Origin of the sequence: Labilibacter marinus (genome assembly GCF_001659685.2) — a bacterium.
Taxonomy (GTDB): Bacteria; Bacteroidota; Bacteroidia; order Bacteroidales; family Marinilabiliaceae; genus Saccharicrinis; species Saccharicrinis marinus.
In genome coordinates, this window is record NZ_LXYE02000042.1 from 27068 (window position 1) to 52622 (window position 25555).

Here is a 25555-nt window from a genome sequence, read left to right on the forward strand (position 1 = left end):
GATGTATGTAAATAATTGAATAAAACTATTTTTACAAGAAAATTAAGAATTTAAAGAAGAACAGTGTTAAAGAAACAGAAAAAAATTCTAATAATCCCAGCTTTAGATGATCATGTTGATTTAATTAATCTTGCTAAGCAGAAGGGGTATATTGTAATAACATGCGATAATAATCCCGAAAACATTGGACACTTTTATGGGAATGTTAGTAAAAATATTAGTTTACTAGATGTTAATAAACTAATATCTACTGCTAAGAAAAATAGAATTAATGCTGTTTGTGCATTTAGTACGGATATAGGAGCGGTAGCTGCAAATAAAATTGCGCGTGAATTAAATATGCATTACAATCCTTTTGAGGCAGTTGAGATTATGGCTAGTAAAAAGTTGTTTAGAGAATTTCTATGTGCCAATAATTTTCTTTCTCCAAAATTTCAAGTGATTGAAAAGTATGATCAATTAAATCTTGATGATTTGAATTTACCTTTGATTATAAAGCCAACTGACAGGGCGGGGAGCAAAGGTGTTCAGATTATAAATGAAATTGAAGGGTTAAGGGAGAAAATTGATTTTGCTTTAAGCTATTCTTTTAAGAAAGAGGTAATTATTGAGGAATATATTGAAACTGATTTCAAACAAGTTCATGGAGATGCAATTGTACAGAATGGAAGGTTGTTATTTCAGTGTCTGGGAGACCAGTATTTTGGAGAAGGGGCATTGAGGTTTTCTCCAATAGCAACGACTTTTCCAACGACAATCCCTATAGTTTTAAAAGAAAAATTAATTGATGAACTAAAGAGGTTTGTTGAAACTATTGGATATAAAAATGGGGGAATTAATGTCGAGGCAAGAATTAACAAAAACGGAGAGATTGTTTTTATTGAATTAGGCCCTAGATTCGGAGGGAATTTTATACCTAAAGCTATTGAGTTTGCTTGTGGAGTGAATGTGTCAAAATGTGCATTTCAACTGGCAATAAAGACGCCAATTACTATTTCAAGTTACAATATAAATGATTGTATTTTTCAATTGATTTTAAGATCAACTGTTAGTGGTAAATTCCGTTCCGTTAATATAGATGACAAGAAACAGTTTAGGATTCTTCAAGATTACTCAATTAAGAATAAAGGCGATGAGGTTACCGTAGGTGATGGAACAGGGAATATTATTTCAGTATACATTATTGAGGCTGTAAGTAAAGATGTTTCTATAGAGATTATTAGAAATATAAAAAATTATTTTAACGTTATTATTGATTAGTTACGATTAAGTCTATTTTTTAGATTCAAGAATGTATTTGCACATATTATCAAGATTATTGGAATGAATGGGTAAAGAAATCTAGGGTTACCTCCGAATGTAACTAAGGCTTGCAGTACTGAGCCTATGATTATTATTACCCAAAGGAAATTATTAGTATTAATAAATACCTTACTCTTTATACTGGTGTGAATTGCAATGATAATAGCTGGAATTAATATAATACTAAGAATAACTAGCAGTATTTTTTGTATGCCTAATAGTAATGTATAAATGTTAATGATTTCTGGAATCCTTATGTTTTCATTTTTGATAGGGATATCCCTATGTGTCCAGAAGAGATACCAAGATTGGGCTACTTGTTGTAGGTATTCCTTAGGGTTGTGGATGATTAATTTTTTGCTTATTTTATGTAAAAGGTGTGATAATTCAGGGCCAGTTAGTTGGGTTTGCTCTATCAGCTCATCGTAAGCTCGCCATATAGAAAGGGCTTCTATTGATTCAAAATCCATATTTTTTTTAACTGTAAGGAAAGAATTACTATTCTCTTGTTGATTTTTATAAATTTCAAAGGAGTCGTCGATATGTTTTTGGTAAATAGAGCTAATATCATCGTGCTCACCCTTAGGTAGGTGAAAAAACTTTACTGTTGTTTGCGCAAGATTTATTCCAGAGTACGTAGTAACAGTAAACCAATTATTATTTATGAGGTTGAGCGAGCACCAGCTAAAATAAGCGATAAATGGGAAGATTAAAATGACTAGTACTTTTTTTATATGAATACCAAGCTTCTTTTTTTTAATGTTAAAGGCCATGAATAAAGCTAGTATAGGAGGGATGTAAATAAACATTGGGCGTATTAAAAAGCAGAATGTTAGTATCAAAGAGGTGATAAGATAAAACTTTAAACCACTTTTCAGTAAAATAAGTTCGTATCTAATAATTATCCATATTGATAGAGTTAATGTAAATAAGGTTGCAGATTCTGTTAATATGTTATATTCATACATCATAACCTTCACAAGGGTGTAAAAGAAAAGAGTAGAGATAAATGCATATCTACTAGGCAGTCGCCGTTTTAATAAATCATATAGAAGAAATGTAGATGTAGTTTGCATTATTGTTTGAATAAATACTACAATCAGATAATACCTCCCTAAAGAGGTAAATAGTAATAGTGGGTATCCTGGGGTGCGCCATCCGTCATATTGAAGAAGTTTACCTTTAATAATGTAAGAAGCCAACTCTCTGTATGCATGAGAGTCAGGCTCAAACACAGGAATCTGGTAAGCAATTGCTAATATGGCGCGTAAAAACAAACCAATTAATAAGGTAATAGAGAGCGGATGTTTAAGATATATTCTAAGATTATAAATTTGTTTAATCTTCATTTTGTTTTTTTTCAGAGCTATATATTGTGTAATAAATATCCTCCCATAAAATACTATAATTATTCCTGTTTAAGAATGTTTTTAAAGCTATGTGACTTTTTACCCGGTTTAAATAAGTTTCTGATCTATCTTCATCAAGGTAGTTGTAAATAGGTTCAGAAAATGAGAATATTGTTTCGAACTTATGAACTAATACTATAGGTAAGATGTCAATTTCGCTTTCTGCTCGACAAAGCTGTTGTTCAAAATTAAAGCTGTCATACGCCCAGATCCAAGGGTTATATACATATGGTTTAGTATTTGTTAAGTAATGTAACATAGGCATTTTATCATATACCATTAAATATTCTCCAGGTTTTACTATTTCCTTTAATTTACTTATAATTATATTGCAAACATAGGCTCTTTCTGGTGTGGTGTGTACGTGTTGTGCAAGAGGAGAGTTTATTTTTGCTGTTTTGTTTAACCTGCTTCCGGGATCAAAATAGGCACCATTGGCAATGAAATATAATTTTACAACAAAAAAAGCAAAGATAAATATAATAGAGATACTTTTTAATCGATTCCTACAGATAGAGATAAATTGATTAGTATAAACGTTATTGTATGATAATTTTATGTTTTTAATATCCCACAAAAGAAAAAAGAAAAAAGGTAATGCAATCCATATTGAAGTATGACCGATGCTATGTATTCCAGGGTCGGTACCGATAGGAAGAAAAATAGAGGTAACCAATGCGCCAAAAGCAATAAGCCTAATTTGAGAGCTTCTATTTTTGTTAAAGGCCACAATTGTGCAACTCGCTATACATATAAAATAAGTGGTGAAAATTGGATTCTGTATGAGAATAAAAATGTAAAATATACCAATAAAGACATTGCATATTTTTGTTAATATTTTACTAGATAGTTGTTCTTGAACTATTAGTAATATAAAAGTGCCAACGCAAAGTATTGAACCGGTTTTTATCACACCAACATAGTCAATAATGTATTTCTTTACTAGAATGAATATATTATGATTGCTGTCAGATTCTATAGAGTGCTGGCTAATCATAGAAAGGGCTTTTCTAAATATTTCTAAATGTCCCAGAAGGTGCATGATTGTTAATGTTAGTACTATTCCAACTAGAATTCCTATGCAGTAGTATCCCATTAACCTTAAATTTGTTTTCCAACTGCTTTGCTTGCACTGAATATGATAAAATGGAATAAGGAGAATGAGTGCCGAAATAGTTATGGTTGGAAGACTTGCGAAAGCACTTATGCCAGTACAAAAGCCAGCTAAAAAGATGAAAGCTTTTTTATGATTGATCAATCCTTTAAAAAAATAATACAGAACAAGGACTGACATAAAACCAGATAATGTGTTATAGCTAAAATTAACTACGCCAATTCCTTTACTCACCATTATCATTAGTAAAGCGATGATGATGTGTTTGTTGGGAATATACGGTTTAAGGATGTTTCTAGATATTAACATGGTAGCAATAATCGTGATTGCTCCTAGTATACGGAAACTGAGGATTCCACCAGCTGGTAAAATGGTATACCATGCTCCTCCAATTATCGAGGTAAGCCAAAATAGCATATTGTACTCAATTGAAGATGGAGCGTTAAAAACTTGTTGATATGATGAGAGTGCAAAACCTTCATCGCAAACATCAAAACCCTGAAACATTATTGAAATAAAGTATAAAATTATTCCTAAAAAAGTTAAAATGGTATCTCTAGAATTGATATTCATAATCGGAGAGTGTACTGTTGATTGGTTTAATTTTATTGAGATAATTCTACATTACTAAAGAGTATTTATAGACATTATTGATTACACCCCTTGCTCCAAAACTATTCTTTTGCTTCAATAGATTATGGTTCAAGGTGAGTCCGTCAGATTCATTGGAATGACCCATGTCAATTTTATCAATAATATTTTTTGAATTTATAATAGAGTTATAAATAGCATCTACTCCCCCAATTTGATTTCCATTGTCGGTAGAGCTGACATATTGTATTTTTAAAATGTTATTGAAATAAAATAAAAGAATACCTGCTATTACTGTTTCATCTTTCTTTGCTAAAATAAGTTTTATGTTATCAGGAAATCTATTTTTCAAAGTTTTTATTTCAGATAAAGAGTGAACTGGTTTACAATCATATTTTATAGAAAGGTTATCTTCCAATATGTTCCAAAACGATGTTAAGTCATCACTAAAGGAGACTTCTACATTATTTTTTATTGCCTTTGAAAGGCAGGACTTTCTACCTTTTGATTTGAAGAATGGTTTTGTTAAATCAAGAACAGAGGAAAGGTAGCTCGATGTTTTGTTGGCATTCATCTTAAATAAAAAATACTCTTCTTCTCCTCCAAAATGTGTTTTGTATATTTCAGGAATACACTTTATTGTTACTGCTTTAACGCCTTTTGATACTAGGTAACTATTTAAGAAATTTCCAATTTTAAGATACTCATTTGAAGTAGTTTTATATTTGATGATGATCCCTCCGAAAGTTAATCCTTGATGACTAAATATTTGATTATCTACAATATTGGCAGGGAGAATGGCAACAAGTTTACTTTGTTTATAAACCATTAAAGAGTAATCTTCAAACCTATCCGAATGATACTCCATGAAATCACGCTTGAATAAAAAGAGTCCGTTTTTAGATTGGCTTACAAACTCATCCCATTCTTGTTTTTTTTCTTTAGTATACCTTACAACCTCTAACATATACTATTCTTAAACTTTATAAAATCTCTTATGTAATCATCTTCTGAATAAAGTTCGGATGCTATTACTAGTACAATGCTTCCAGAACTGAATTCATTTATTTCTCTCCAGATACCTGAATGTATAATTAATCCATTTCTTGGATTATTTAAAAAGATTGTCTTCTCTTTCTTTCCATCGTTAATAATTATATTGAAGCTTCCACTGGCTGCTACTATAAGTTGCGAAAGATTTTTATGCGCATGTCCGCCTCTTTCTGCACCAGCGGGAATGTCATAAGTAAAATACACCCGTTTAATATCAAATGGAATAATGCCTTCAGCTTCTGCAAAGCTCAACGATCCTTTTTCTGAAGGGATTTTAGGTAATGTTATTATTTTGCAATCTTCAATGTTGGCCATTACTCCTTTTTTAACAATTTAATATACTCCATATAGTCACGTACATATTCGCTATCTTTATGTTTAGTATCTGTAACGACTAGGCAAACGCTGTTAGATAAAAAACCAGTTATTTTTCGCCAAGTCATTTTAGGGATAAATAAGCCGTGATTCGTTGTATCCAGTTGAAAGTTTGAATTCTTTTCACCCTCAATTACTTCAACTTTAAAACCTCCAGATAGTGGTATAATAAACTCATTGGTATTAACGAAGGCATGGCCTCCTCGCTCTTCTCCGCCAGGAACATCATATATCCAATACACCCTATTTATTTTAAACGGGATGTGTTTGTGTTCCTCTAAAAAAGATAAATTACCACGTAAATCTTTAATTTTTGGAAGTTCTATCTTGCTGACCTCGTTATAACACATTGATTTTTTATCTTTGCAAACGCTCAAATATATGCATTATTTCATTTATCCCTTTTAAAATCTTATTTATGAAAATACCATTTTTGGATTTACATAGGCAAAACCTTCAGCACAAGCAAGAGTATATGAAGGCGTTTGAGTCTTTTGTGGATTCTGGTTGGTATATTCTAGGAAAAGGAGTTGAGCGATTTGAAGAGACTTTAGGAAATTATGTTGGTATTAGAAATGTTATTGGGGTAGGAAATGGTTTAGATGCACTCTCCTTGATTTTAAGAGGATACTTAGAATTGGGTAAACTCCAGGAAGGAGATGAAGTTATAGTTCCTGCGAATACCTACATAGCTACAGTTTTATCTATCTCTGAAAATAAACTAAAACCCATCTTTGTTGAGCCTGATGTAAATACCTTTAATTTAAATCCTGCGGAAGTTGAAAGAAATATTACTTCGCGAACCAAAGCTATATTGACAGTGCATTTATACGGACAAGTTTCGGGTATGGATAAGTTGATTGATATTGCGAAGAGGAATGATTTGTTATTGATTGAAGATAATGCGCAGGCCATAGGAGCGCTTTGTAATGGCAAGCAGACTGGAAGTTTAGGCGATGCAGCAGCTTTTAGCTTTTATCCAGGGAAAAACCTAGGGGCATTGGGTGATGGAGGTGCAGTAATAACTGATGATGAAGATTTGACGAAGGTGATTAAAGCTGTTCGGAATTACGGTTCGGAGAAAAAATATCACAATGCATATAAAGGAGTTAACTCCAGGTTGGATGAAGTTCAAGCAGCCATTTTAAATGTAAAACTTAAATATCTTGATAAAGAAAATGAGTTAAGAAGAAAGATAGCGCAAAGGTATCGTACCGAAATAAAAAATAAATCTATTATTTTGCCACAGTGTATAAGCGAAGAAAGTCATGTGTGGCATTTGTTTGTAATCAGGTGTGATAAAAGGCAAAAGTTGATCGATTATTTAAACGAAAAAGGAATTGGAAATATGATACATTATCCTGTTGCTCCCCATCAGCAGGAAGCCTATGTCGAGTACAATCATTTGAGCTTACCAATAACCGAACAATTACACCGAGAAGTTTTAAGTTTACCTATGTATCCGCTTTTAACAAATGTAGAGGTGGATTATATCATCGAGAACATAAATAATTTTGAATACTAAAAATAAGTAGAATGAAAACCCACATTTTCAACAAACAGAATTCGCTGTTTAATCAGTTTATTGCAGAAATAAGAGACAAGGAAATTCAGGTAGACCCATTGAGGTTTAGAAGGAATATAGAAAGAATGGGAGAGATTCTGGCCTACGAAATAAGTAAGGAATTGGAATATCAAAGTATAGATATTCAAACGCCACTTGGTGTATCTCATGAATATGTGAGCAAAGAAAATGTGGTTATAGCTACCATACTTAGAGCCGGTTTACCATTACATCAAGGTGTATTAAACTATTTCGATAGTGCCGAAAATTGCTTTGTTTCGGCCTATAGAAAATACAACGAAAAAGGCGATTTTGATATTCATATCGAATATATATCTTCTCCATCGCTTGACGATAAAGTAGTTATTTTAACCGACCCGATGTTAGCCAGTGGAGCATCCATGGAATTGGCTTACAAAGCTATCCTGACAAAAGGAACTCCAAAGCATATTCATATTGCTTCTATCATAGCTAGTGAAGAGGGAGTAGAGTATGTAAAAAACAACATGCCAAGCGACAAAATTACTTTATGGATTGGTGCTGTAGATAAAGAGCTGAACGATAAAAAATACATTATCCCAGGTTTGGGTGATGCAGGTGATTTAGCCTTCGGAACAAAACTTTAATTGCTGATTGGGTGACAATAATGGAATTTGTTATGTCACCCAATTATTATAAACTTTCAACTAACCTTACCCAACCTTCATCTTCACATTCTTTTCCTAACTGTTTTAAGCTTTTCTTAAAAATGGGATGCTTAAAATCGGCCCATCTTTCAATTAAAGGCAATAAAGTAAATTTCCTTTCGTGCAGTTTAGGATGAGGTATAATTAAGTCTTCTTGATTTACTATTTCCTCGTTGTAAAACAAAATATCAATATCCATGGTACGTCCTTCATAGCCTATTTTAGTTTTAGGTTTTCTACCCAGCTCCTTTTCAATCTCTTGTCCTTCTTTTAATATTTCGTTGGGAGATAATGTTGAATTCACCTCAATGACTTGATTAATAAAGTTTTGTTGGTGCTCAAAACCCCAAGGCTCACTTTCGTAGTTACCCGATTGTTGAAGGATACAACCTATTGATTTTCCAATTAAGTTTTTGGCTTTGCTTATATTTAAAAATCTATCTCCTTCGTTTCCGCCTATTAATAATATTACTCGATGCATCTTTTTGTATCTACAATTTGTGTTGAGCTATGTAAAGCTCTTAATTTTAATCCAACTCGGCTTAGTATAATAATATGTTTTAATATATTTGCTTGTATTACACAAATCACAAAAATAGCTCAAAATTATGGCAAAATTTTTCAAATCACTACTTCTAACGGTGGTAGGGTCAATTGTTACTGCAATATTCATAGTGTTGTTATTCGTTGGAGTCATTGCCTCCATGGCTTCTGCAGGAGAAAAAGAAACGGAAATTGAGGAAGGAACTTTACTTACAATTAACCTAGATAAAGCAATTGTAGATAGAGGAGTAGACGATCCTTTTGCGGATTTATTCGGTGACTCTCCATTTTCAGTATCTCAAATAGGCTTAAACGACCTTCTTTTTCAAATAAAAAAAGCAAGTCGCGATAAAAATGTTAATGGAATTTATTTAGAGTGTGGAAACCCAATGACTGGTTACGCTACTTTGAATGAAATTAGAGAAGCTTTAGTTGCTTTTAAAGATTCGGGTAAGTTTATTTATACCTATGCGCCAATGTATTCGCAAAAAGGATATTATTTGGCCTCAGCCGCAACAAAAGTGTATATGCCACCGCAAGGAATGTTGGATTTAAAAGGTATAAGCACCGAAAGAATGTATTATAAAAGTGCGTTGGATAAATTTGACGTGGACTACTACGTTTTCAAACACGGAAAATTTAAGTCGGCTGTTGAGCCTGTTTTATTAGATGGTATGAGTGAACCAGCTAAAGAACAAACCATCACATATTTAAATTCTATTTGGAAACATGTTAAGGCAGGTATCTCAGCATCAAGAGGTATTACTCCGGAAGAAATTAATGCCATAGCAGATAATGGTGGTATGTTTTCGGAGAATGAAGTTTTTGTAAAGGCGAATATTATTGACGGACTTAAATACAAAGATGAGGTGCTGTTAGAGTTAAAAGAATTAACAGAAACAGATGAAGATGATGACATTGAACAAGTAAATTTTGCAGATTACAAATCGGTTTATGTACCTAGAGAAACTAAGGGTTTAATTAAAGATAAAATTGCAGTTATTTACGCCGAAGGAGCCATTGATGATCTTGGAGATGAAGGAATCAAGTCCGAGAAGTTAAGTAAAACTATTCGTGAGGCGAGAGAAGATGAAGGTATTAAAGCGGTAGTCTTAAGAATAAACTCTCCCGGAGGTTCCGCTGCGGGTTCAGATATTATTTGGAGAGAAGTGAAGCTTTGCAAGGAAGTGAAGCCTGTTATTGTATCTATGGGTGATGTAGCGGCGTCAGGTGGTTATTATATCGCTTGCGAGGCAGATACTATTGTGGCCAGCCCTGTTACCATTACTGGCTCAATTGGTATTTTTGCCAGAATCCCTAATTTAAAGCGCCTAACTAAAAAGTGGGGTATCTCATTTGATGGAGTAAAAACCAATAAATATGCCGATTTTCCAACAGTTACTCGTGAATTTACTTCGGGAGAAAAAGCAATGATGCAGAATTATGTGGAGCGAGGTTATGAAGTGTTTACTGGGGTTTGTGCCGATGGTAGAAATACAACCAAGGATGCGATTAAAGAAGTTGGAGAGGGTAGAGTTTGGAGCGGAGAAAATGCCGTAGATAAAAAATTGGTTGATGTAATGGGTGGTTTAAATAGAGCCATTGAAATAGCCAAAGAAAAAGCTGGTTTAGAGCTTTGTAGAATCAAAGAGATGCCAGAGAAGCTATCGCCTATTGAGGAAATGTTTAAAGGGATGAAGTCGGAAGCTAATGCTTTTATGTCTCAGTCTTTGTTTGGTTTAAGTATAGAGCAGGTTAAGTTATTAGAAGGTTTAAAAGAAGCTGACCCAATGCAAGCTCGTTTGCCCTACGAATTGGAGCTCAATTAAAGTTTATATATCTTTGCAAAATAGAAAGGCTGGTCTAGTAAAAGACGGCCTTTTTTTTCGAATATGAAAGTTGTAAAATACATACGGATATTGTTGTTACCTATATCATTACTATATGGTGTGGTAGTTCGTATGCGCAATTTATTATTTAACATAGGAAAAATAGAATCTAAGGCATATTCGTTACCTATAATCTCTGTTGGAAACATTACAGTTGGAGGTACAGGAAAAACACCATTAACCGAGTTTATCATTAATAGTTTAAAGGATAAATATCAACTAGCTTTGTTGAGTCGTGGGTATAAACGAGCCACAAAAGGTGTGTTAATTGCCGATGAAAAATCGCAAGCATCGGATATTGGTGATGAACCTAAGCAAATAAAAGATAAGTTTGAAGGCTTAACCGTGGCTGTGGCCGAAAAGAGGGTAGAGGGAATTAAAGCGTTGCTATCCTTAAATAATAGTCCTGATGTGATTGTGATGGATGATGCTTATCAGCATCGATATGTAAAGCCTGGATTAAGTATCTTGGTAATAGATTATAATAGGCCTCTTTGGAAAGATATAATATTGCCAGCCGGAGAGTTGAGGGAGCCGATGAATGGAAAAAAAAGGGCGGATATTATTCTTTTTAGCAAGTGTCCTAATGATTTATCAAAGGCAGACCAGGATCATTATATTAGAAAGATAAAACCATCAAAAAAACAGCCTGTGTATTTCTCAAAAGTAGGATACCAGAGTGTTCTGAATGTGTTTACGGGATGTCAACTTGATAAAGAGAAACTGCAGGAATCAACTGTTATTGTGGTAACCGGAATCGCTAATTCAGCGCCTTTTATTACTCATTTGAAGACATTAAGTAATAGGGTGAGTTCAATAAATTTTCCAGATCATCATCATTTTTCTGAGAAAGATATTGAAGCAATAATGGATAAATTCAAGAAAATTGAAGGGGAAAATAAATATATTTTGACAACAGAAAAAGATGCTGTTAGATTTAAGCAAATCATTAAAGAAGAGTCAGGTCTAAGGTCAAAACTGTTTTATGTACCTATTGAAATAGAGATATTAAACGAGAAACAACAAGAATTTAAAGAAAAACTTATTAGCTATGTTGAGCAAAATAAAAGAAACTGCTAATTATATATTGGAGCAATCCAAAACGGAGGCTAAAATCGGAATTATTTTAGGTACTGGATTGGGAGGATTAGTTGAGGAAATTGATATTAAGAGCACTTTGGATTACGATGTGATTCCAAATTTCCCAGTTTCAACGGTAGAAGGACATCACGGTAGACTTATTTTTGGAACCCTAGGTGGTAAAGAGGTTGTGGCTATGCAAGGTCGCTTTCATTACTACGAAGGTTACGGCATGAAAGAAGTTACTTTTCCTGTGAGAGTGATGAAGCTAATGGGTATTGAAACGCTATTGGTGAGTAACGCCAGTGGTGGTTTAAATCCTGATTTTGTAGTAGGTGATGTGATGATTATTGATGATCATATCAATATGTTTGGCGATAACCCTTTAATGGGTAAAAACTTTGATGATTTGGGGCCACGCTTTCCTGATATGAGTCAACCGTATTCAAAAGAGCTGGTTAAAAGAGCTTTTGAAATTGCCGATAAAAATAACCTGAACCTAAAACGTGGGGTTTATGTAGGTACTTCTGGACCTACATTTGAAACGCCTGCCGAATATAAGATGTTCCGTATTTTAGGTGCTGATGTGGTAGGAATGTCTACAGTTCCCGAGGTAATTGTAGCGCGCCATATGAATATGACTTGTTTTGGTGTTTCTATAGTAACTGACTCAGGTGTCCCGGGTGAGATTGTTGAAATTTCGCACGAAGAAGTGCAAGAAGTTGCGGCTAAAGCAGAACCAATCATGACTTTAGTAATAAAGGAGTTGGTGGCAACGCTATAAAACATAGGCGAAACAAAAGTATTCGCATTTACAATATATACCGGCTTGAGGGATCTTCCTCAGTCGGTTTTTATTTCTCCTAAATTTAGTAGTGCCTCACCACGTTTCATCCGTACCAGTGCCAAAACATTAAGGGAGAGTATAAAAAACATTGTACCTGTCAATGAAAACGTGTATTTGCTCACGAACCTATTGTACATGAGAGTATTTTGTATGTACTTGTGCAAAAATAGATGTACTTGCCCATGGTTGTATGGTACATACCCAAATTTTAAGTGTACTTGATAACGAATGGTGTGTACTAGTGCAAAATCATGTGTACTTGTGCATGAAAAAAAGTGCTAAGTGTATTTTATCTCCTTACACCAGCAGTAACAACCACAGTAAGCTTTTCCTGTTTTCTTTCTCCTGAAGATGAAAAAAGATCAACAAAAATAATGTAAATGCCGATAGGTGCTTTGTTAAAAGTATTGGTTGTCCCATCCCAAGTAATGTGGTTATGGGTACCCATAAGTTCGTTTGCGGCCAGGTTTTTAACTAACTGACCGTGTTTATTAAAAACCGATATGTTTGCTGTCCACCCAGGTTTCTCTAGTTTAAAGTCGAGTTGTACAAAATCATCGCTTCCATCCGAATCAGGACTAAATTCTTTTTTGTCGAGGTTTACCCATTTTGAGTCCGAAGAAATTGCATGATCTGAAAATTGTGAGTTTTGCAAAGTAGGCGTAGCATAACCGCTTTGCTCCGATGCAGAATGCCAGTTGTTGGAGTTGATAGTAGACGTATTCGGATTAATTCGTTCTAGAGAAATTCCTTCTTTATCTCTTAATAATTCAAAGTGCATATCATCGGTGTATTCAAAATAATCATATACCGCTCCATCGAGTCCTGTAACGGCAATGTTGCCTTCATCATCACTCATTGAAGGTATATTGTTTTCATTTGTAAAGATGTAATTGGCATGCTGATGTGTTTGTGTAAGTGCGGATACATCCTCACTGATCACCAAATAATCATTTGGAAAGAACAATTGATTTTTATTATCTATCGGATGCAATTCATCAGGAATTGAATTACTCATGGAAGAGAGGTAAAGGTCGCTTTGTAATAAAATTTTTGAGGAGCGGTTGTAGAGTTCAATAAAGTCTGTCCCTTCAGGTACGGGATTAAATAATATCTCGTTAATACATACATCAAAGCTGTCAATTTCTTCCGGAACACCTATTTTGTATTGATGATGGGTTTTTAGTTTATTCCCAGCGTAGTCAACTAAGTCTTCCGAAAAAATTAAAAGGTAAATTATTTTCTCTGTTAAATTTTTGGATAGATGTATCGATAGCTTATCGTAAAATATAGAATCAATGGTAATTTCTTTTTGAATTATATCAGCAAGTTCAATGACAGTATTGAGTGATTCGATTTGCTCAGGGTTGATTGATTCTGAAAAGGTGATTTCGTAATGGATAGCACTAACGAATGAAATATATTTAATGGTTGGTGCTACTTCATCCGTATTTATTGCATTCACAGAATTCTCTTCGCCAGGAGTGCCGCCATTATTATTTACACTGTATAACCAATTACTTTCCTTTTGCTGATTTTCTAGATCAATCTTTTCGAGAGACCAACCGCCATCATCTTTAAAATTAGCTTCTTTTAATGGTATTGGGTATTTTAAAACATCACTAACTAATCTGTTTGGATGTGACAGAATTAAAGAGCCAGAAGTGTTAGGTAGTGTTGCTAGACTTTTTATGGGGAGAATTGATATGTCGCTAGGCCATTCATCTACATAATTTTCATTGATAATAACAAGGTATTCGTTTGCGCCTAAATTGTAATCCGGTAAAATAACCGTTTTGCCATTAATGGATAGCGTGAAATGTTTTAAGTTGATAGCATAGTCTTTACGATTATAAATTTCTATGTATTCGGTATCGGAAAGTCCAACGTTTGGATTCGGATCGGGCATAATTTCTGAAAATACAATATCAAATCTATGAGGAACTCTATAGGTAATATTAAATGTGGTAGGCTCAATAATATCGCCAAAATCAGCCTTAACATTAGAAAGGGTTAAGGCGTATGGTTTATCAGGAATTATTTCAGTTGTTGTTCTTAAAAGCACACAAGAATCGTTTATTGACTCGTAGAAGTTCGCATTTAGTTCTCCTTCAGTTTGAATTTCATTAAGAGTACTTTCTTCAAGGCTCTTATTAAAAGTTAATTCAATAGAAGTGGGATTAGATACCTTGCTACCTTCCAGTTTAATGCGTTCATAAGAAAAACTTAGGGTGGTATCATTAATAATATTCTGGTGAAGATCTTCTATATTTTTAATATGAATCTGTCCTGACTGAGTATCTGCTAAATAATCATTGTAGTATAGGTTAATCTCATTGTTAACCGCATCTATACGATCTGGTGATGTATTACTTGAAGATATGATGAAGTTATCTGAGCTTATCAGTTCGGAATTAATATCTTCACTAAAAACGAAATTAAATTGATTGCCAGCTTTTAATTGGTGCGATATTACCATAGGTGGCTCTTTATCTGCAAAGCTATCTCCAGTTACGTTTATGGTGCCAAAAGTAAATTTATCACTACGAGTAGAAGTGTATTTACAATAAATCCCAAAATAAGATGAGCTATTGATTTCTGAATCTTGCGTTACTCCTTCTAAATTATAACTTTCATCAAGTTTAGAATATAGTTCCCAGTTCCCATTATCGTCTCGTGTAACTTTGATAGAAACATGATTGGAAGAAGTGTTTAATATTTTATCCGCACCATCTATGATTTTAGTGTTTGAACCATTTTTTCTCTTCCATAAGGAAACCTCGTCTTGTGTATTCCCAACCATCACGTAATAACCTTCAATTTCGTCATTGAATTCGGCTCGGTTACTTACAATAAAAATTTTTGCATAGTTTGAGCTGGAAGGATTAAAAGTCATGGATAGCGAAAATTCCCAAACCGCATTGTTGATAGCATTACTCTGAGTGGAAATGTAAGCATCTGAAATTTCCGCTATGGCATTTAGTTTTAAGATATTTTCAGCAGGTTCAATCTCAAATTTATTAAGGTCTCCTTGCCAATTAATAGGGGAAGAAAAGTCTGAATTTTCCCAAGTCTCGTTAAATTGAGCAGAAATATTGCTGCAGATTAAAAAGAATATTAAAAAAAAGCGAGTCATAGCATTGGGTTTGGTCTAAATTGAATATTTTTGCATGATAAAAGTCATCATTACTACTATATACAATTTACTAAAATTGTTTTATTTAGTCGTAATTTATTTATTAATAATTAAACAGAGTTCAATGAGAGTAGCAGTCGTTGGTGCGAGTGGCGCAGTAGGACAGGAGTTTTTGAAAGTACTTGAGGAACGCGATTTTCCTTTAAGCGAATTGGTTTTATTTGGTTCTCCGAGGAGTGCGGGTAATAAATATACCTTTAAAGGAAAAGAAATTACGGTTAAGGAGTTAAAACATAATGATGATTTTAAAGATATAGATATTGCCTTAACATCTGCTGGAGGAGGAACATCTAAAGAGTATGCTGAAACCATTACGAAGCATGGAGCTATCATGATTGATAATTCTAGTGCTTTCCGTATGGAAGATGATGTGCCATTGGTGGTACCTGAGGTGAATGCTTTGGATTGTAAAAATACACCACGTAATATTATCGCAAATCCTAATTGTACAACTATTCAGATGGTAGTTGCTTTAAAGGCTTTAGAAAATCTTTCGCATGTTAAAAGAGTTCATATCTCTACCTATCAGTCGGCTAGTGGAGCTGGTGCTATGGGTATGGCTGAATTAGAGGAGCAGGTTAAGCAGTTTGTAGAAAATAAGGAGTTGACTGTTGAGAAATTTGCGCATCAGTTACTATTTAATGTAATTCCTCATGTAGATGTATTTACCGATAATGGTTACACTAAAGAGGAAATGAAGATGTATAATGAAACTAAAAAGATTATGCATTCGGATATTGAGGTTAGTGCAACTACAGTTCGTGTTCCTGTAATGAGAGCGCATTCAGAGGCTATTTGGGCGGAAACAGAAGAACCTGTTACACCTGAAGCTTTTCGCGAAGAATGTGAAAAAATGAAGGGTATTACCGTGGTTGATGAAACGAAGGAAAATAAATATCCAATGCCGTATTATTTAGCTGGCGAGGATGATGTATTTGTAGGAAGAATTAGAAAAGATATTTCTAATCCAAATGGTATTACTTTTTGGTGTGTAAGCGATCAAATTAAGAAGGGTGCTGCGTTAAATGCTGTACAGATTGCAGAATATATGATTGCAGAAGGTTTAGTTAAGTAATTGTGTTAGTTTATAATATAGAAAAGCTGCTCTTGTCGGAGCAGCTTTTTTTGTATCTGGTTACTTCTTTTATCTTTTTGTAAATAGCCAAGAGGAGCTAAGTCCATTTTCCTTTCTGAAACTACTTAATGCTTCTACTGCAAGTTCTCTATTGGTAAAACCTTGTAGAGAAACTCTAAAGCGATTGTTGGCTTCAAGAATCTCAGCCTGCTCAATTCCTTTATTATGAAGTTTTTTCAAGAACTGCTCAGCAGGCTTCATTTGTTTAAAGCTACCCGCTATAATAAAATAACTATTCTTGACTATTGCTGGTTCTATAGTTTCTTCTATAATTTCAATAGGTTTAATTTCTTCTTTAGCTACTTTGTATGCTGGAGCTTCCTCTTCTGCAATAGTTTCGTTAACCTCAGTGTTACTAACTTTTGGTAAGAAATCTGAGAAATTACTTTGTTGGTTTACGTCGTTAATTTCTGGAGAAACAAACAATAAACCAATGATTAAACTTACACTAGCTGCAATCTGGCGTGTACTTTTAGCACGAAGTGTTCTTCTAACAAGTTGTCGTGTAGGTTCATTTTGGTCTTTAATCTGCTCAAGCGTATTAAAATGAAATGTGGACAGACCAAACGAATTAGTAGAAAAAGATTCTTCCTGATTCGGGATAAATACGATGTTTCCAATGGCATCATTTTTCAAATCTCCTACAATGCCAAACGAAATTGTTTCCCCTTGAGATAACTGATATTTTAAAACATTAACATGCTTGGTAATTTTAGTATTACACGCTTCGTAGCTAATGCCTTCTTTTGTAGCTATATGATTGATTAATAGTCCATCGTTATGGGACAGGCTTTTATTAAAACCAATTTCTTTTCGTGGCGGACTAAATACGCCCGTTTTTTCATTTAACTCCGCACTTTTGTTATTTGCAACAAATCCTCCTAGTGCAGGAATTATTACACAATCATATAAGTATAGTAAGTCGTTTATATGTTTTTCCATGTTAAGCATATTACAAAATTAAGAAAAAAAATCGTGGATGTACAGTACTCTTTTCAACATGTGTTAATAACCTGTTGAAAACTAAACAATACCGACCAGTACCGACCAGTTTAATTGTTTTAAAAACAGTTAATTAACATGTTTTGTTATGAAATAATTCTTTGAATTAGGACTTTATTTATTAATTTTACGCTGATAAGTGTTAGAAGTTATAATTTTTAATATACGATATGAGTAAGCAAATCTTAGTTACAGGCGGAACTGGTTATATTGGTTCGCACACTGTTGTTGAATTACAAAATTCAGGTTTTGATGTAGTTATTGTAGATGACTTGTCTAATTCAAAAATTGAAGTTTTAGATAACATCGAAAAAATTAGTGGTGTTCGTCCTTCTTTTGAGCAGTTTGATTTATCAGATAGTGTTTTAACAGATAAATTCTTCCAAAAGTATGATGGAATTGAGGCGATCATTCATTTTGCAGCATTTAAAGCTGTAGGCGAGTCTGTTCAAAAACCTTTAGAGTACTATCGTAACAATTTAAATTCTTTAATGAATTTATTGGATGGAATGAGAAAGTATGATGTAAGGCATCTTGTATTTTCTTCATCTTGTACTGTTTATGGTCAGCCAGATGTATTACCTGTAACAGAAGCTACTCCACGTAAAGAAGCTGAGTCTCCATATGGAAATACAAAAGCTATTTGTGAAGATATCATGAGAGATTTCTGTAAAGTAAATGAGGAATTAAATTGTATCGCTCTTCGTTATTTTAATCCAATTGGTGCACATGAGTCAGGTTTAATTGGAGAATTTCCTCTTGGAGTTCCAAATAACTTAGTGCCTTTTATTACTCAAGCAGCTGCAGGTTTACGTGATGAGTTAAGTATTTTTGGAGAAGATTATGATACTCCAGATGGAACAGCGGTTCGTGATTATATTAATGTAGTTGATTTGGCTAAAGCACACGTTGTGGCTATTAATCGTTTAATTGAAGATAAAAAGAAAGCCAACTACGAGTTTTTTAACGTAGGAACTGGAGAAGGTTATTCAGTAATGCAACTTGTAAAAGCATTTATTGAGGTAAATAAAGTGGACCTTAAGTATAAAGTTGTAGATAGAAGAGCTGGTGATATCGAGAAGATATGGGCAGATACTTCGTATGGAAATAGTGAGTTAGGTTGGAAGTCAGAGAAGACACTTGAAGAGACTTTAGCCTCTGCCTGGAAATGGGAAAAGAATGTTAGAGGAATAGAGTAATATCTTCTACTTTAAATAAAATGAAAGAGGCTTTCTCAAACGAGAAAGCCTCTTGTGTTTTATAGTGATGTTAATATCAATTATTCAACTGTTACAGATTTGGCCAAGTTACGTGGTTGATCCACATCGCAACCTCTCATTACGGCTATGTAATACGATATAATTTGTAATGGTACTACCGTTAATAATGGAGCAATTGCTTCGTGAGAATCGGGCACTTCAATAACGTGGTCCGCCATCTTCTTAATAGTTTCGTCACCCTTAGTTACTACAGCAATAACTTTACCATTTCGGGCTTTCACTTCCTGAATGTTACTAACAATCTTTTCGTAGGACTTATCTTTTGTTGCTAAAACAAAAACAGGCATATTTTCATCAATCAATGCAATAGGGCCATGCTTCATTTCAGCAGCAGGATATCCTTCTGCGTGAATGTATGATATCTCTTTAAGCTTAAGGGCTCCTTCTAGAGCCACTGGGAATAAGTAACCCCTACCTAAATAAAGAGAATTAGTCGCATCTTTATATAACTCGGCAATACCTTTTATATAATCTGCCGATTTTAAAATAGTTTGAATCTTTTCAGGTACTAAAGTTAATTCATGAATTAGCTCCTTATATAACTCATCGTATAATAAACCTCTTTTTCTTCCAAGCATAAATGCCATCATGGTAAGCACTGTTACCTGCGAAGAAAAAGCCTTAGTCGATGCTACTCCAATTTCAGGACCTGCGTGAGTATAAACACCTGCATGAGTTTCTCTAGGTATTGAAGAGCCAACAACATTACAGATTCCTATGATAGTTGCACCTTGTTCTTTAGCCATTTTAATAGCAGCTAAGGTGTCGGCGGTTTCACCACTTTGAGAAATGGCAATTAAAACATCATCGGAATTTATAACAGGATTACGATATCTAAACTCTGAAGCGTACTCAACTTCAACAGGTATTCGCGCATATTCTTCAAACAAGTACTCACCAACCATACCTGCATGCCATGATGTACCGCAAGCTACAATTATGATTCTTTTTGCCTGAGTTAGCTTAGGCATCACATCGATAATGCCTCCTAAAAATATATTTGTTTTGTCTATCGAAATCCTTCCTCTAAAAGTATCGGAGATCGAGTTCGGTTGTTCATAGATTTCTTTCAGCATAAAGTGATCGTAATCACCTTTGTCAATATCCTCAATACTCAACTCAACTTTTTGTATTTTAGGTTTCTGAGAGTCATTTTGAATGTTTTTTAAAACTAAATCATCCTTAGTCAAAATGGCTACGTCTTCATCGTTCATGTATATTACCTGATCTGTATATTCAACGATGGGTGAAGCATCAGAGGCTAAGTAATATTCCTGATCACCTACTCCAATAACTAACGGACTTCCTTTACGCGCCGCAATTAATTTACCTTTTTCATCTGTACAAGAGATTACTAAACCGTAAGCACCAATTACCTTTGATAAAGCTAAGCGAACGGCAATTTCGGCATCTACCTTCTTTTCTAGATAAATGTTTTCGATTAAGTTAACCAATACTTCAGTATCCGTTTCGCTTTGAAAAGCGTACCCTCTATTTATCAATTCTTTTTTAAGGTGAGCGTAGTTCTCTATTATGCCATTATGAACCAAGGTGAATTTACCATTCATGGAAGTATGCGGATGGGCATTTATATCGTTGGGTTCTCCATGAGTTGCCCAGCGAGTATGTCCAATACCAATACTCCCATCAAGAATATTTCCATCGGCATGATCTTGTAGATCTTTAACTTTTCCCAAACACTTGTAGGTGTGGGTTCCTGAGGTCATCAAGGCGACTCCAGCGGAATCGTATCCTCTATATTCTAATCTTTGTAATCCTTTTATTAAAATTGGGTAGGCTTTTTTATCTCCTACATATGCAACTATTCCACACATATAATTTGGGTGTTTATTTTAAGTTTCAAATGTGACAAAATGGGATGATCTTTCACGTATATTAATTGGTTAATTTCTGCATTGCAAGATCATATTTTGCTATCGTTTCTTCGTATTCCTCTTCAACTATTTTCTTAAATGAATTGTTCTCAAAATTACCTCGAACATTTTCAAAATCTTTTACTCTACAATCAGCTTGATGATCAATCCCAAAACCAATTTTACTTTTAACGTTAAACTCTTTTTTAGCATCAATTAAAATGGCAGATTTTGTTTTTTCATTGTTTTCTTGCCAGAGTTTCATAAAAGATGCTAGATCTTCTTTCGTACAATTTGTATAGTCAATACCAAAGTAACTTTTCAATACATTTAAAATGTGAATAGATTTATACTCACTATACGAATTAAATTGTTCTTGGAAAAAACTATTCCATTCTGATATATTGGTTTTACTATCTACCTTTTGTATGAAATCTTCAAGTATGTCTGTTTTGCAAATTAGACCAGCTAAATCAACAAAACTTTCGTCAATATGCAATGAAGATTTATTACAAATATTGTCAAATGTCTCTTTATTTAATATAGATAGCAACTCATCACCTATATATTTGATTAATGCTTGTTCGTATAGTTTAATTCCGCGATTTATTGAGCTTAATGTAATTTGAGTGTTTTTATAAAGCAGTTGTTTGGCCTGAGGTGAAGCTTTTTCTTGTAATTGCTTTAAAACTTGAATTCCATCTAATATTTTATTTACTGTATAAGGATTTAAAGCTTCAGAAATTATATAATCTAAAGTATCTTTTGATTTCCTTTGGTCTCGGTTTGGCCATTTTTGAACATCTCTAGTAACTCCAACATTAAAAATATTTTGCCCAGGCATTAATACGCTTTTACCTCCATCCTCAATTAAATACGAAAATGGTAATGATGAAATATCAGGATTACCGTAATGATGACCGAGTATCATTGTGAAGGCACCTATCTGCGCTGGCCAAAGTATATAAGAACCACTCCCAGTTTTCCCACCTCGTTCAATAATTCCTTGGTGAACAGGGCCTAGTTTATACATGTGGTTGCTCTGGTTGGTTCCGCTGCCAGCATTGAAAAAAGAGTAATACCCAGCAATTAATAAGGTAGATTTATGATGAGTTACCGTGTATGGTCCTGCAAAAATGCTGCAAGCTTCTCCTTGTAAGCATTGACTATTGGCAAAAAATACTGAGTTTTCGGCAGTATATAAGTCGCCTATCTCACAACCTTGCCCTACAAAGCAATGTTTTAGGATGGCACCGTTTGTGATTTTACTATCGGAATGAATGATGAAATCTTCAAGCACTACTCCTGTTCCAATATAAGTTGGTGATTTTTCAGAGCAGTTGATTGAACCATTGTTTAGGTAGTCAACTCCATCTAGGGTGGCATACTCTCCTATATTTATGTTAGTGATTTTTTTGCAATTTGTTATAATTGTATTTGCTCCAATTTTTCCTTGTGTTGACTTCTGCGTTTCTGCGTACTTTCCGACTGTATCCTTAAGTTGTTTGATAAATTTAGGATTGTGCTGATAAAATGCCATTAAGTAAGCGGTATGTACAGATAGGTCGTTGTAAATTATAACTTCCCTACCGCCTGCTTCATTAATAGGAGATACAACTACTCCATTTCCAAAAGAGGATTCCATATCAACGCTTATTGTTCCAACGTTCTGTATGATTGTATCTTCCTCGATAATATAATTGGAAATACTAGTGCCGATATTTTTTATGTAACATCCATCTTTTATCATACAGTTATGAAGATGTACATTGTATATTCCTTTGTAATCTTTACCTCCTGAAGGAATAGTTATGGTCTTATCAAATAAACCTAAATAATTCTCACCTGAAAAAGTGGTGTTTTTGATATTGGAACTTTTAAAATTATCAGAAACCTTAACTTGATCCCATCCGTCAATAGCTTGGCAGTTTTGCGTTTCAAGAGTTTTGATTTCCTTTTCAGATAATGCTCTATATGTCATGATTAAGTAGCCTGATTGATATGTGATTTTGATGCTAAAATACTAAAAGAATACGTTATTAGAATAGGGGTATAAAAAAACTGCCACACAGAAAATAGTATGGCAGTTTACTTTATATAAGTTTAGTATAACTAATTTACTTCAACGTATCGAACTGTAATGTTCGAGTTTTCCTCACTAATGGACATTCCGTTCAAGATAACTCTTCTAATACTAAAATTAGGATTAGATATACCAATGTACAATTCTTTAAAATTTCGCTCCTCATTTATTGGTAATGTAGGATGGATAAACTCTTCGAAAAATCCAGTTTGAAAAGAAAATGTATATTTGATTTGTCCACTACTAGTAAAGCTAAATGCACCACCTGTAAATGCCAATAGCCCAATTTCGGAGGTCTCTTGAGACCTGTCAAATCTAGGAACAATAAGTTCGCCGTTATCATCTTTTATAAAAATGTTAAGACTTGATGGAATACCTTCAGTTAATGCAGTTCTAACAGTATCTATATAAAACGATAATTCAACTGAAGCAATACTAGTGATAATATCATCATTTTTTTCTCCAGGTTCAGGTAATATTTCTTTCCAGTAATCTATAAATTCCTGAGAAATATTTACATTGGCCATGGCACCATTCATACCCTGAAGATATATTTTATCTGTATTAGTGTCGTCAAAATCAATTTCAGAATCATCAAAACTTCTTTTATACGAGATAGCTTTTGCACCTTCTTTATTAATCGGGAAAGTTTTAGGGATAGTGTCATAAGCAATACTATCATTTACCCCTAGATAATCCTTAATTGTTTTTTTGATTCTATATATAACTGCAAGTTCTTGACCAAGCTCTCTGTAGTTTAGTTTCAGCAAGGAACCTTCGCTAGTATTCAACTGCTCTGTTGTAACATAAACACCTTTAAATAGCTCCCTAAACGCTTCGTCGTTTGTTATAGTAGCGGAATCAGCATTAAAAATTTCTAAGCCTACTTCATCATCTATAGGAATTGCTAAACGATGCGTATAGTTGGCTTGCTGCCATAAAGTATCTACAGCACCGTCACGCACTACATATTCCAATTCTCCTATGGGCGTCTCATAGTACAAGTCTCTTTCTTTGGGATCAAAATTAGAGTTGTATTTTTCATCGCGATTAAGTAAGTTTTTTAATCTGTAAACAGTAACTTTATTCGATGCGGCTGTGTCTCCAAGCCAAGCATTGTTTTGGTAATGAATCCTAAATTCTGTAGAAACGTATTCAACTGTATCAGCATAGTTTAGTTCTCTTAACGGACGAATACCTAAAGAAACCTCACTGGTAAAATCGGCTTTGATTGATCCATGCTTAGTATCTTTATGCTGACCGAGCATTAAATAATTATATGCGCTAAATTCAACACTATCTTGTTCAAAATTTTGAGCAGTAAGCTCTTGTTTTGAGGTGATATACATTTCAGCATTAATAATGTTGTCAGGACGAAATTTGTCGTCAGCTTCAATTAAAGCAGGATTGTCTTCACACGAAGAGATAGCCAATGCCACAAGGACACATGTGAGTACATAATGCGCTCGCATAAATTTTATATTTAGTGTTTGCACTAATAAAAGGATTTTGAATTAATTATCCATTAATTCGTCGTAAAACTTATTGTAAGCATCAATGTAAGTTTCTTCATCATGAAACTCTAAAAATGGTTTTCCAGACGCCTTAGCATAATCAACAATGTTTTGATTAGCATTAGGGTTGCCTTGAATAACACCATCGCTAAAATTAATAGCTAGCTTACTTAAATTTTCAAAGTTAAATGGAGCTAAGCCTTCGTAGTCATTATTTTCTACACCTTCTAACTGAAATTTCTCAGGGAAAGAATCAGGGAAAGTGTTTTTGAAGTCGTCATTGTAAATGCTGTACACCAATTTAGAGTTGGCAAAATGTGGATCTTCATTCATGGCCTTTTTAATGTATAAAGGAACTAATCCTGTAAACCATCCATGGCAATGAATAATATCTGGAGCCCATCTTAATTTCTTAGTTGTTTCCAGTACGCCGCGGGCAAAAAATATTGCTCTTTCGTCGTTATCTTCAAACTCTTCACCTTCCTTACTGGCAAGTGTTGCTTTTCTATGAAAATAATCTTCGTTGTCAATAAAGTATACCTGCATCCTGGCAGCTTGAATAGATGCTACCTTAATGATTAATGGGTGATCAGTGTCGTCAATGATTAAATTCATTCCCGATAAACGAATAACCTCATGAAGTTGGTTTCTTCGCTCGTTAATACAGCCAAATCGTGGCATAAATGTTCTGATCTCTTTTCCTTTTTCCTGAATGCCTTGAGGTAAAAATCTACCTATTTTCGACATTTCTGATTCTGGAAGATATGGGGTGATTTCTTGGGAAATAAATAAAACCTTTGTTTTTTCCATCTTAATTGTTGGTGATAATTGCTTTGTGAAAAATATAACAGGGTGCAAAATTAGCAAAAATAATGTTCGGAAACAAAGTGAAGTATTATTATTGTAAATAAAACACTACTAGTATGTGCTGTTAGTCAGTTGAAAAGCAAATATCAAAGAGAATATAATTTATAAAGTAAGGGGCTTTGAACAACAAGTGATATTTCCGCTTTTATTG

General features: G+C 33.9%; 20 protein-coding genes. 8 read left to right on the forward strand and 12 right to left on the reverse strand.

Annotated features, from left to right (window positions below; all coding sequences use genetic code 11):
* Nucleotides 1-63: 63 nt before the first annotated feature.
* Nucleotides 64-1260 (forward strand): ATP-grasp domain-containing protein, encoded by a 1197-nt coding sequence (locus A8L32_RS17295; protein ID WP_066632176.1) that lies wholly within the window; start codon nt 64-66, stop codon nt 1258-1260.
* Here the strand turns inward: A8L32_RS17295 and A8L32_RS17300 are convergent.
* The 5 genes from A8L32_RS17300 to A8L32_RS17320 are packed head-to-tail and all read right to left on the reverse strand — an operon-like array spanning nt 1257 to nt 6194.
* Entirely contained in the window at nt 1257-2651 is a 1395-nt protein-coding gene (locus A8L32_RS17300; protein ID WP_066632177.1) for a glycosyltransferase family 39 protein, read from the reverse strand. The two genes, A8L32_RS17295 and A8L32_RS17300, sit on opposite strands and share 4 nt — an antisense overlap.
* Nucleotides 2641-4398, reverse strand: coding sequence for a hypothetical protein (locus A8L32_RS17305; RefSeq protein ID WP_075591074.1), 1758 nt, complete (start codon nt 4396-4398; stop codon nt 2641-2643). Before A8L32_RS17305 ends, A8L32_RS17300 begins: the two co-directional genes overlap by 11 nt.
* 46 nt (nt 4399-4444) lie before the next feature.
* Nucleotides 4445-5383: a hypothetical protein gene (locus A8L32_RS17310; protein WP_066632180.1), complete on the reverse strand. Its 939-nt coding sequence runs from the start codon at nt 5381-5383 to the stop codon at nt 4445-4447.
* The gene (locus A8L32_RS17315; protein WP_066632182.1) at nt 5377-5784 is read right to left on the reverse strand and encodes a sugar 3,4-ketoisomerase; all 408 of its coding nucleotides are present in this window, start codon (nt 5782-5784) and stop codon (nt 5377-5379) included. Before A8L32_RS17315 ends, A8L32_RS17310 begins: the two co-directional genes overlap by 7 nt.
* On the reverse strand, nt 5784-6194 hold the full coding sequence (locus A8L32_RS17320) for a sugar 3,4-ketoisomerase (RefSeq protein WP_066632184.1): 411 nt from the start codon (nt 6192-6194) through the stop codon (nt 5784-5786). Before A8L32_RS17320 ends, A8L32_RS17315 begins: the two co-directional genes overlap by 1 nt.
* Nucleotides 6195-6262: 68 nt before the next feature.
* On the opposite strand from A8L32_RS17320, the gene A8L32_RS17325 reads away from it, so the two are divergent.
* The gene (locus A8L32_RS17325; RefSeq protein ID WP_066632186.1) at nt 6263-7369 is read left to right on the forward strand and encodes a DegT/DnrJ/EryC1/StrS family aminotransferase; all 1107 of its coding nucleotides are present in this window, start codon (nt 6263-6265) and stop codon (nt 7367-7369) included.
* An 11-nt stretch (nt 7370-7380) separates the two neighbouring features.
* On the forward strand, nt 7381-8034 hold the full coding sequence (upp, locus tag A8L32_RS17330) for a uracil phosphoribosyltransferase (protein ID WP_066632188.1): 654 nt from the start codon (nt 7381-7383) through the stop codon (nt 8032-8034).
* Nucleotides 8035-8080: 46 nt separating this feature from the next.
* On the opposite strand, the gene folK is transcribed toward upp, so the two are convergent.
* Nucleotides 8081-8575, reverse strand: a complete 495-nt coding sequence (folK, locus tag A8L32_RS17335) for a 2-amino-4-hydroxy-6-hydroxymethyldihydropteridine diphosphokinase (RefSeq protein WP_066632189.1) — start codon at nt 8573-8575, stop codon at nt 8081-8083.
* Between the two features lie 127 nt (nt 8576-8702).
* On the opposite strand from folK, the gene sppA reads away from it, so the two are divergent.
* The 3 genes from sppA (at nt 8703) to A8L32_RS17350 (ending at nt 12390) form a co-directional block, all read left to right on the forward strand.
* The gene (gene sppA, locus A8L32_RS17340) at nt 8703-10466 is read left to right on the forward strand and encodes a signal peptide peptidase SppA (RefSeq protein ID WP_066632191.1); all 1764 of its coding nucleotides are present in this window, start codon (nt 8703-8705) and stop codon (nt 10464-10466) included.
* 63 nt (nt 10467-10529) lie between these two features.
* Nucleotides 10530-11606 carry a tetraacyldisaccharide 4'-kinase gene (gene lpxK, locus A8L32_RS17345; protein ID WP_066632193.1) on the forward strand — a complete coding sequence of 359 codons (1077 nt, stop codon included), beginning with the start codon at nt 10530-10532 and terminating at the stop codon, nt 11604-11606.
* Nucleotides 11578-12390 (forward strand): purine-nucleoside phosphorylase, encoded by an 813-nt coding sequence (locus A8L32_RS17350; protein ID WP_066632194.1) that lies wholly within the window; start codon nt 11578-11580, stop codon nt 12388-12390. The genes lpxK and A8L32_RS17350 overlap by 29 nt, the downstream gene beginning before the upstream one ends.
* A gap of 352 nt (nt 12391-12742) precedes the next feature.
* On the opposite strand, the gene A8L32_RS17355 is transcribed toward A8L32_RS17350, so the two are convergent.
* On the reverse strand, nt 12743-15589 hold the full coding sequence (locus A8L32_RS17355; protein ID WP_066632195.1) for a lamin tail domain-containing protein: 2847 nt from the start codon (nt 15587-15589) through the stop codon (nt 12743-12745).
* Between the two features lie 124 nt (nt 15590-15713).
* Between A8L32_RS17355 and A8L32_RS17360 the strand changes: the two genes are divergently transcribed.
* A complete protein-coding gene (locus A8L32_RS17360; protein ID WP_066632197.1) occupies nt 15714-16724 on the forward strand; it encodes an aspartate-semialdehyde dehydrogenase in 1011 nt (336 codons plus the stop codon).
* A gap of 69 nt (nt 16725-16793) precedes the next feature.
* Here A8L32_RS17360 and A8L32_RS17365 read toward each other — a convergent pair whose 3' ends face one another.
* The gene (locus A8L32_RS17365) at nt 16794-17726 is read right to left on the reverse strand and encodes an HU domain-containing protein (protein ID WP_075591075.1); all 933 of its coding nucleotides are present in this window, start codon (nt 17724-17726) and stop codon (nt 16794-16796) included.
* Nucleotides 17727-17956: 230 nt separating this feature from the next.
* On the opposite strand from A8L32_RS17365, the gene galE reads away from it, so the two are divergent.
* Nucleotides 17957-18985, forward strand: coding sequence for a UDP-glucose 4-epimerase GalE (gene galE, locus A8L32_RS17370; protein ID WP_066632201.1), 1029 nt, complete (start codon nt 17957-17959; stop codon nt 18983-18985).
* 80 nt (nt 18986-19065) lie between these two features.
* Here the strand turns inward: galE and glmS are convergent, their stop codons facing one another.
* From glmS to A8L32_RS17390, 4 genes are all read right to left on the reverse strand, one after another.
* On the reverse strand, nt 19066-20901 hold the full coding sequence (gene glmS, locus A8L32_RS17375; RefSeq protein ID WP_066632203.1) for a glutamine--fructose-6-phosphate transaminase (isomerizing): 1836 nt from the start codon (nt 20899-20901) through the stop codon (nt 19066-19068).
* Nucleotides 20902-20962: 61 nt separating this feature from the next.
* Nucleotides 20963-22921 carry a DUF4954 family protein gene (locus A8L32_RS17380; protein WP_066632205.1) on the reverse strand — a complete coding sequence of 653 codons (1959 nt, stop codon included), beginning with the start codon at nt 22919-22921 and terminating at the stop codon, nt 20963-20965.
* Nucleotides 22922-23052: 131 nt separating this feature from the next.
* Nucleotides 23053-24495: a DUF4270 family protein gene (locus A8L32_RS17385; RefSeq protein ID WP_075591076.1), complete on the reverse strand. Its 1443-nt coding sequence runs from the start codon at nt 24493-24495 to the stop codon at nt 23053-23055.
* Nucleotides 24496-24537: 42 nt separating this feature from the next.
* Nucleotides 24538-25347: a glycogen/starch synthase gene (locus A8L32_RS17390; protein ID WP_066632210.1), complete on the reverse strand. Its 810-nt coding sequence runs from the start codon at nt 25345-25347 to the stop codon at nt 24538-24540.
* Between the last annotated feature and the right edge of the window lie 208 nt (nt 25348-25555).

Excerpts from the sequence above, each read along its gene's own strand:
- A8L32_RS17310 (WP_066632180.1), bottom strand. The coding sequence starts at position 5,383 with ATGTTAGAGGTTGTAAGGTATACTAAAGAAAAAAAACAAGAATGGGAT.
- A8L32_RS17315 (WP_066632182.1), bottom strand. The coding sequence starts at position 5,784 with ATGGCCAACATTGAAGATTGCAAAATAATAACATTACCTAAAATCCCT.
- galE (WP_066632201.1), top strand. The coding sequence starts at position 17,957 with ATGAGTAAGCAAATCTTAGTTACAGGCGGAACTGGTTATATTGGTTCG.
- A8L32_RS17300 (WP_066632177.1), bottom strand. The coding sequence starts at position 2,651 with ATGAAGATTAAACAAATTTATAATCTTAGAATATATCTTAAACATCCG.
- upp (WP_066632188.1), top strand. The coding sequence starts at position 7,381 with ATGAAAACCCACATTTTCAACAAACAGAATTCGCTGTTTAATCAGTTT.
- A8L32_RS17325 (WP_066632186.1), top strand. The coding sequence starts at position 6,263 with ATGAAAATACCATTTTTGGATTTACATAGGCAAAACCTTCAGCACAAG.
- A8L32_RS17380 (WP_066632205.1), bottom strand. The coding sequence starts at position 22,921 with ATGACATATAGAGCATTATCTGAAAAGGAAATCAAAACTCTTGAAACG.
- A8L32_RS17360 (WP_066632197.1), top strand. The coding sequence starts at position 15,714 with ATGAGAGTAGCAGTCGTTGGTGCGAGTGGCGCAGTAGGACAGGAGTTT.
- folK (WP_066632189.1), bottom strand. The coding sequence starts at position 8,575 with ATGCATCGAGTAATATTATTAATAGGCGGAAACGAAGGAGATAGATTT.
- glmS (WP_066632203.1), bottom strand. The coding sequence starts at position 20,901 with ATGTGTGGAATAGTTGCATATGTAGGAGATAAAAAAGCCTACCCAATT.
- A8L32_RS17385 (WP_075591076.1), bottom strand. The coding sequence starts at position 24,495 with ATGCGAGCGCATTATGTACTCACATGTGTCCTTGTGGCATTGGCTATC.
- A8L32_RS17365 (WP_075591075.1), bottom strand. The coding sequence starts at position 17,726 with ATGGAAAAACATATAAACGACTTACTATACTTATATGATTGTGTAATA.
- A8L32_RS17305 (WP_075591074.1), bottom strand. The coding sequence starts at position 4,398 with ATGAATATCAATTCTAGAGATACCATTTTAACTTTTTTAGGAATAATT.
- A8L32_RS17390 (WP_066632210.1), bottom strand. The coding sequence starts at position 25,347 with ATGGAAAAAACAAAGGTTTTATTTATTTCCCAAGAAATCACCCCATAT.
- A8L32_RS17320 (WP_066632184.1), bottom strand. The coding sequence starts at position 6,194 with ATGTGTTATAACGAGGTCAGCAAGATAGAACTTCCAAAAATTAAAGAT.
- lpxK (WP_066632193.1), top strand. The coding sequence starts at position 10,530 with ATGAAAGTTGTAAAATACATACGGATATTGTTGTTACCTATATCATTA.
- A8L32_RS17350 (WP_066632194.1), top strand. The coding sequence starts at position 11,578 with ATGTTGAGCAAAATAAAAGAAACTGCTAATTATATATTGGAGCAATCC.
- A8L32_RS17355 (WP_066632195.1), bottom strand. The coding sequence starts at position 15,589 with ATGACTCGCTTTTTTTTAATATTCTTTTTAATCTGCAGCAATATTTCT.
- sppA (WP_066632191.1), top strand. The coding sequence starts at position 8,703 with ATGGCAAAATTTTTCAAATCACTACTTCTAACGGTGGTAGGGTCAATT.